At 62.1% G+C, this 7,163-nt stretch carries 8 protein-coding genes; 1 reads left to right on the forward strand and 7 read right to left on the reverse strand.

What is annotated here, in order from left to right:
* Window positions 1-90 precede the first annotated feature (90 nt).
* Window positions 91-573 (forward strand): hypothetical protein, encoded by a 483-nt coding sequence (locus IPP68_02690; protein MBL0349269.1) that lies wholly within the window; start codon window positions 91-93, stop codon window positions 571-573.
* Window positions 574-600: 27 nt separating this feature from the next.
* Here IPP68_02690 and IPP68_02695 read toward each other — a convergent pair whose 3' ends face one another.
* The 7 genes from IPP68_02695 to IPP68_02725 all read right to left on the reverse strand — a co-directional run bounded on the left by IPP68_02695 (window position 601) and on the right by IPP68_02725 (window position 6,909).
* Window positions 601-1,809, reverse strand: a complete 1,209-nt coding sequence (locus IPP68_02695) for a hypothetical protein (GenBank protein MBL0349270.1) — start codon at window positions 1,807-1,809, stop codon at window positions 601-603.
* 178 nt (window positions 1,810-1,987) lie between these two features.
* Entirely contained in the window at window positions 1,988-2,659 is a 672-nt protein-coding gene (gene phoU / locus IPP68_02700; GenBank protein MBL0349271.1) for a phosphate signaling complex protein PhoU, read from the reverse strand.
* A gap of 10 nt (window positions 2,660-2,669) precedes the next feature.
* Window positions 2,670-3,491 carry a phosphate ABC transporter ATP-binding protein gene (pstB, locus tag IPP68_02705; protein MBL0349272.1) on the reverse strand — a complete coding sequence of 274 codons (822 nt, stop codon included), beginning with the start codon at window positions 3,489-3,491 and terminating at the stop codon, window positions 2,670-2,672.
* Window positions 3,469-4,203: a phosphate ABC transporter ATP-binding protein gene (locus tag IPP68_02710; protein ID MBL0349273.1), complete on the reverse strand. Its 735-nt coding sequence runs from the start codon at window positions 4,201-4,203 to the stop codon at window positions 3,469-3,471. Before IPP68_02710 ends, pstB begins: the two co-directional genes overlap by 23 nt.
* 29 nt (window positions 4,204-4,232) lie before the next feature.
* On the reverse strand, window positions 4,233-5,138 hold the full coding sequence (gene pstA, locus IPP68_02715; protein MBL0349274.1) for a phosphate ABC transporter permease PstA: 906 nt from the start codon (window positions 5,136-5,138) through the stop codon (window positions 4,233-4,235).
* Window positions 5,135-6,070, reverse strand: a complete 936-nt coding sequence (gene pstC, locus IPP68_02720) for a phosphate ABC transporter permease subunit PstC (protein MBL0349275.1) — start codon at window positions 6,068-6,070, stop codon at window positions 5,135-5,137. The genes pstA and pstC overlap by 4 nt, the downstream gene beginning before the upstream one ends.
* The gene (locus IPP68_02725) at window positions 6,067-6,909 is read right to left on the reverse strand and encodes a phosphate ABC transporter substrate-binding protein (GenBank protein ID MBL0349276.1); all 843 of its coding nucleotides are present in this window, start codon (window positions 6,907-6,909) and stop codon (window positions 6,067-6,069) included. The genes pstC and IPP68_02725 overlap by 4 nt, the downstream gene beginning before the upstream one ends.
* Between the last annotated feature and the right edge of the window lie 254 nt (window positions 6,910-7,163).

Raw genomic sequence — 7,163 nt, forward strand, 5'->3', positions numbered from 1 at the left:
CGGCCCGGTCCCTATCCGGAGGGGTAGAAATCCGGATTTAAAAGGGTAAAATCCACGAAGAAAAAATCGGCGTCTCGAAAGGAACCACCCATGGGACATAAGACGGTATTGGCGGGAGCCTGCCTGCTTCTCGTGGGGGTCGGAGGAGGGAGCGTGGACGCGAAGAATTTAAAGGCTCATGCAAGATCAATGGCAGGGATCGCCGAAGACATTGCAGCGCTTAAAGGGGATTTTCCGCAGTTGTCCGACTTTTCCCCGCAAAAGCATTGGAATGTGGACCGCCTGTCGATTGAATACGCCTTCCGCACGCACACGCCGCGTCATTCCGGCGGATGGACGGCCGCGGTCCCCTCCCCCGACGACGACGGTCTGTGGTTCTACATCGATCTCCACGACCCGGCCTCAACGGCCCAAATCCACACCCAACCCATGGAACCTTCCCGTTGTTTAAACGGTCGGCGCGTGACTTTCCTGATTCTGGAGGGAGGGGCAACAAAATCGGTCCGATCGTCCCTGGCGGCAATTCTTGAAAAACACGGCGTTAAATTCTGTGAGGAGAAGGAGCGGCTCTAAACCGTCGGGACGCCCCCGGGGCGTTCCTCAGCGGAGAAGGGAAAAGAGGTATTCCTCAAGTTTTGTGTAGCCGTCCCCGTCCCCATCGTCGTTCCGGTCCTCGGGGCGGCGCGGGTCCAGACCGTGGCGCCTTTCCCAGTCGTCCGGCATCCCGTCGTGATCAAGATCGGGCGGCGGTGTGCCCCCCCGAAAATCCGGATAGCCCCCGACCTGGTCCGGGGAGTCGATGATCCGCCCCGTGCCCTTCCGAGCCTCTTCAACGATTCGCGCGTCCACGGCGTCCCGGCGGGGTTGGATGGCGCCGGCCAAGGCCAGAACCTCCTCCCAAACGTCGGCGGAGGCCGACGCCGCTCCCACGGCGGGGGTGTCAAAGGGGCGATCCACCCGGAGTCCCTTCCGATTCAACCGAAAGCCGATTCCCGACATCAAGGCGTCGTCCCGGGCCCCCGTGCCATCCACGTTCCCTTGAAGATAGATCCGGGGATTGCCCTCCCGCCCGATGCCGATGGGAAAGGGAAACCCGGGGTTCAAGGACGGTCCCGCTCGAAAGACGTTCCCAAGAAGGTTCAGCCGCAGACCTTCGGTTTGGTCCGCGGCGTAATTCGTGATTTCCGTTCCGACATCGCCCCAGTCGTAAATGGCCGTTTCGACCATTTCGCCCAGGACGTTCCATTTCCGATAGTTGTTTAAGAATACCGGGTTTCGAAACCCGTTGTGGGCCAGCAGACAGCGATAAACCGTCGCCGTGGCCACGTCGTCGATCAGGAGCCCCGCGCTGTGGGAGCCTTTGGCGTGGCGGCCGCGGTTCAAACCTTCGGCGATGAGGCAATGGGAAAACGTGACGTCCCGAAGCCCGCCCAGGGCGCTCACGTTCTCATCCTCGGCCCAGCTCACGGACAGGTGGTCCAAAACGACGTCGTGAACGTCCCCGCCGTAGGCTTCTCCCAAAAGCCCGAGCCCGTCGTTGTTTTCGGGGTTTTTTTGACGCTCGGTTCCTGGACGAATTCGCAGGTGTTGGATCAATACATCGTGGGTGAGAACGGTCACGCCGAAATCCCGGATGAGGATTCCGTCACCGGGGGCCGTTTGACCCGCGACCGTGATGTAGGGATGTTTGATGTAGAGATCTTCCCGCAGACGGATCGTTCCGCCGACGCGAAAGACGATGACCCGGGGGCGGGAATCCAGCAGGGCTTCCCGAAGGGATCCGGGACCGCCGTCCTCCAGGGTCGTCACTTCCAGGACGACCCCTCCGCGTCCGGCCGGCGTGATGGTGCCGAAACCGACGGCGCCGGGAAAAACGGGCAGGGAGCGCGGTTCAAGGGAGTCCGCCCGAAGGGGGGAGCGGAAAGACCCAAAAGCGAGGAAAGCCGCCAGAACACGGCGGCCGAATCGGTGGTCGGGATGGCCCAGGTTATTCGTCCCGGTGATCCAGGTGGTGGCGGATGTCCTTCCCCTGGACCATGAAGATCACGTCTTCGGCCACGTTGGTGGCGTGGTCGCCGATGCGTTCCATGTTCCGGGACAGGAGAATCAGGTCCACGTATTGGGAGGAGTGGCTGGGGTCTTTCTTGAGGAGATCGATCAGGCTCGTGAGGGCCTGGGCCTTGAGGCGGTCTTCTTCCTCGTCCTGCTTCAACACTTTGTCGGCCAGGACCACGTCCCGTCGGGAAAAAGCGTCCAGGCTGTCCCGGAGCATCTTCTGGCTGATTTCCGCCATTTGGGTGATCATGCTGATTTGGGGGACCGGCGACTCCTTGAACAAATGGTAATAGCAGGTCTGCCCGGCGTTGACCGCTTGGTCCGCGATCCGCTCGAGGTCGGAATTGATCTTCATGGCCGCCGTGATCAACCGCAGGTCCGCCGCCATGGGTTGGTGGAGGGCGATGAGCTTCAGGCACCGGTCGTCGATTTCCACGTGCATTTGGTTGACGAGCTTTTCGGATTCAAAAACTTCCTGCGTGAGCTTCTCGCTCCGCTCCCGAAGGGCCTTGACCGCCTTTTGAATCATTTCCTCGGCGATGGCCCCCATGCGGAGGAGCCGCTCTTTCAGCTGGTTTAATTCTTCGTCGAAATGTCGTTCCATGGAAATCTCCTTATCCGAAGCGCCCCGTGATGTATTGTTCCGTCCGCGGATCCCGGGGCGATGTGAAGATGCGCGCCGTCGGACCGAACTCCACCAACTCCCCCAACAAAAAATACGCCGTCTGGGACGACACCCGGGCCGCCTGTTGCATGTTGTGCGTCACGATGACGATGGAATAGGCCTTTTTCAATTCCTGGATCATTTCCTCGATGCGCCCGGTGGCGATGGGGTCCAGGGCCGAGCAGGGTTCGTCCATCAAAAGGACTTCCGGCTCCACCGCCAAAAGGCGGGAAATGCAAAGGCGTTGTTGCTGCTCGGGCGAAAGGGCGAGGGCGGGGGTGTCCAGGCGGTCTTTGATTTCGTCCCAGAGCCCCGTGGCCCGGAGGGACTTTTCCACCACCGCGTCCAGCTCCTTCCCCCGGAACAAATGGTGGACCCGGGGGCCGTAGGCCACGTTTTCGTAGGCCGAAATGGGAAAGGGGTTGGGGCGTTGAAACACCATGCCCACGCGTTTTCGAAGGCCAATCAAGTCGGCCTTGGGGGCGTAGACGTCCCGACCGTGCAACAGGACCTGTCCCGTCACCCGCACGCCGCGGATCAGGTCGTTCAGGCGGTTGAAGGTGCGCAGGAGCGTCGACTTGCCGCAGCCGGAGGGGCCGATGAAGGCGGTGATGGCCTTGTCCGGTATGGCGACGGAGACGTTTTTGAGGGCGTGAAAGGCGCCGTAATAAAGATTGAGATCCCGCGCCTCCAAAATCGGGGCGGGTTCCAACGGCGCCGTCGGGGCGGCGGGGGTTTGTTCCCGGGGCCTATCCAAAACGTCCGGAGACATAGTCGGCGGTCCTTTCCTGGGCGGGGCTCGTGAACACTTGGCCCGTGTCGCCCACTTCGATCAAGTCGCCCATCAGCAAAAAGGCGGTGCGGTCCGAGGTGCGGGAGGCTTGCTTGACGTTGTTGGTCACAAGCACCACGGACATGGATTTTTTCAGGCCCTGGAGCGCTTCCTCGATTTTGGCGGTGGAAATGGGGTCCAGCCCGGAGCAGGGCTCGTCCAGCAGCAATACCTCGGGTTGAAGCATCAGGCTACGGGCCAGGCAGAGGCGTTGTTGCTGGCCGCCGGACAGATCCAGGGCCGAGGAGCCCAGGCGGTCTTTCACCTCGTCCCACAGGAAGGCGGCCCGGAGGCTGGACTCGATGCGGTCTCCCCAGGCGCCCGCCCGGTGGGTGAACCGAAGGCCCAGGCGCAGGTTGTCGGCGATGCTCATGGGGAGCGGCGTGGGCACGGCGAAAACCATGCTGACCCGGCGTCGGAGGTCCGTGGTGTCGGCGGCCGCGTCCAAAATGTTTTTCCCGTTGAAAAGAATCTCGCCCTCCACAGCCAGGCCTTCCAAATCCGTCAGTCGATTGAGGCAACGCAAGAAGGTCGTTTTGCCGCTTCCAGCGGGGCCGATGACCGCCAGGATCTCATGTTCCAAAACCGCCAGGGAGACCTTATTCAAAAGGACGGTCTTCCCGGTCCGAACCGTCAGGTCCCGGGCGGCCATTTTTTCCCGGCTGGGGGCGGCGACCGTGTTCATCGTTTAAGCCTCCGGCGGATGCGGGAACGGATCAGGATGGCCGTGAAGTTCAAACCGAAGGTCAGGACCAAAAGGACCAGCACCGTCGCGTAGAGGATCGGCATGGTGGCGTCCACGTCCGGGGATTGGGTGGCCATGACGTAGACGTGGTAACCCAATTCCATAAATTGTTGGTTCAGTCGCTTGGGCAGGTAAGGCAGGTAATAGGCCGCGCCCGTAAACAGAATCGGCGCCACTTCGCCGGCGCCGCGGCTCACGGCCAAAATCGTCCCGGTCAGGATTCCGCCCGTGGCCTGGGGCAAAAGAACGTGGCGCACCATCTGCCAACGAGTGGCGCCCAGGGAATAGGCCACTTCCCGGTGGGCCCGGGGCACGACGCGCAGGGCCTCCTCGGTGGCGACCACGACGGTGGGAAGCGTCAAGAGCGCCAGGGTGAGGGCGGCCCAGAGGATCGCGGGCTGGCCGAAATAGAGCGCGCTGTTGAAAAAAAGTTTGTCGAGGCCCCGGCCGACGAACTGGATGAAAAATCCCAGGCCGAAGAGCCCGAAGACGATGGCCGGCACGCCGGCCAGGTTTTGAATGGCCATGCGCACCAGGGGCACCCATCGGGAATGGTCGGGGGCGTATTCCCGGAGGTAAATGGCGGTGGAGACCCCCAGGGGCACGACCGCGATCGTCATGAGGATCACCAGGAACGCCGTGCCGAAAATGGCCGGGAAAATGCCGCCTTCCGTCATGCCGGCCGAGGGGGCCGTCGTCAGGAAGGCCCAGGAAATGTGGCCGACGCCGTGCCACACGATATTCCCCAAAATGAGCGCCACCAAGAGGATCACGCCGAAGCAGGCGATCCCGGTCATCACGGTGAAGGCGACGCTCGTGAAGTTGATCCAGCCCCGCTTCATTTTCCCACCAGCCGTTTTTGAAGTCGGTTCACCCACACCTGTCCCGCGAGGTTGATCAGGAAGGTGAAGACGAACAGCAGGACGCCGATGAAAAAAAGCACGTGGTAATGGGGGCTCCCGTTGACCACCTCGCCCAATTCCGCCGCCACCGTGGCGGAGAGACTGCGGAAGGGCAGGCCGGGATTCCAAGAGAGGATGGCGGCGTTGCCCGAGGCCATCAGAACGATCATGGTCTCCCCGATGGCCCGCCCGAAGCCCAGCACCGCGGCGGCAAAGAGGCCCGGAAAAGCCGCGGGCAAGACCACCCGCCGGGCGGTTTGCCAGGGCGTGGCGCCCAGGGCGATGGACCCGGCGCGAAAGCTCTGGGGGACGGCGCTCAAGGCGTCTTCGGCCACCGTGTAGACGATGGGGATCACGGCCAGCCCCAGGGCGAAGCCCGCGTTCCAGGTGTTAAGCCGGTAATCCAGACCGAAGGCGTTTTGAAGGAAGGTCGCCATGACAATCAGGGCAAAGAACCCCAGCACCACCGAGGGAATGCCGGCCAAAAGCTCAATCACGGGTTTGACCACCTCCCGCAGGGCCGGCGGCGCGAACTCCGAGGTGAAAAGCGCCGCGCCCAGGGCCAAGGGCAGGGCGAAGAGCAGCGCCACCGCCGTGGCCTTGAGCGTCCCCGCGATCAAGGGCCAAAAGGAGTATTTGGGTTCTTCCGAAACGGGCTGCCACACGTAGGTCGTGGCGATGTCGCCGGTGGAGGCCGATCCGGTGCCGAAGAGCCGCCCCAGGCCCGCCTCGGCCCGGGCTTCGGGCGAGGTGAACAGCGGCAGGGCTTCTTTGCCGATGAAGACAAAGATGAGCACCAGGCTCACAATCGCGAGCCCGGCGCTCAGGCGGATGGCGCCTTCGATCAGTCGTTCGGACCAGCGGCGCTTCATTTTTTCGAGGCGGCCTTCTTGAGGGGGAAATAGCCCACGGAGCTCACGACGCCCTGGCCTTCCGGCGACAGGACCCAGTCGATGAATTTCTTGAGGTCGCCCGCGGCGGGGGCGCGAAGGTAGAAGAAGAGGTTGCGGCTGGCGGCGTATTTCCCCGAGAGGATGTGGCTCTCATCGGGCAGGTAGGCCGGGCTTTGGTTGTCGGCTTTGACCGCCACAAATCGAATGCCCTTGGCGTAGGCCGCGCCGCCGTAACCGATGCTTTTGGGGTCCCGGGAGACGGCGTTCACCACCGCCGAGGTCCCCGGCAGGCTTTGGGCCATGGGGCTGAAGTCCTGCTTGTTCAGCATGTGTTCCTTGAAGAACACGTAGGTCCCGGAATTATTTTCCCGGGAGTAAAGGATGATGCGCCCGTCGGCGCCGCCCACGTCTTTCCAATTGGTGATCTTGCCCGTGTAGATGTCTTTGATCTGGGCCATGGTCAATTCCTTGACGGGGTTTTTCGAATTGACGTAGATCGCCACGCCGTCCTTGGCCACCGGAATTTCGATGGCCGTTCCGCCCTTGGCGGTCAAATCCGTCTTTTCCTTGTCGCTCATGGGCCGGGAGGAGGCGCAGATGTCCGTCGATCCCGACAGAAGCGCCGAAATTCCCGTGCCCGAGCCCCCGCCCGTCACCTGCACGACGGCCTCTTTGTGGGCGCCCATGTAGGTCTCCGCCCACCGCTGGTTCAAGATGACCATGGTGTCGGACCCTTTGACGGTGATGTTTTGGACGGCGGTCAGGGGGGAAGCGGCGAATAGAACGGACGCCGCCATCCCCAGGAATTGTTTCCTCATTTTTAAACTCCTGTGATTGGCGTATGGAAGGGAGGCCGCGCGCGGCGACCGTCGGCTCAGATTATCAATTTCCGTCCATCAGAGGAAGACGATCTCCGTCACACAGAGTTTACACGCCCGCCACAAGGGCGCAACACGCTTTCGTTATGATGGATTTAAATGAATGAGGGAAAAGGAGAATTTATGGCTCCCCCTCGTTCCTCGCTTGTCATGGCCGTTGCTTGCGGGTGGTCCCAAACCCTGGCCGCCCCGCT

The sequence above is a fragment of the Elusimicrobiota bacterium genome (genome assembly GCA_016722575.1).
In the GTDB taxonomy this organism is placed as follows: domain Bacteria; phylum Elusimicrobiota; class Elusimicrobia; order FEN-1173; family FEN-1173; genus JADKIY01.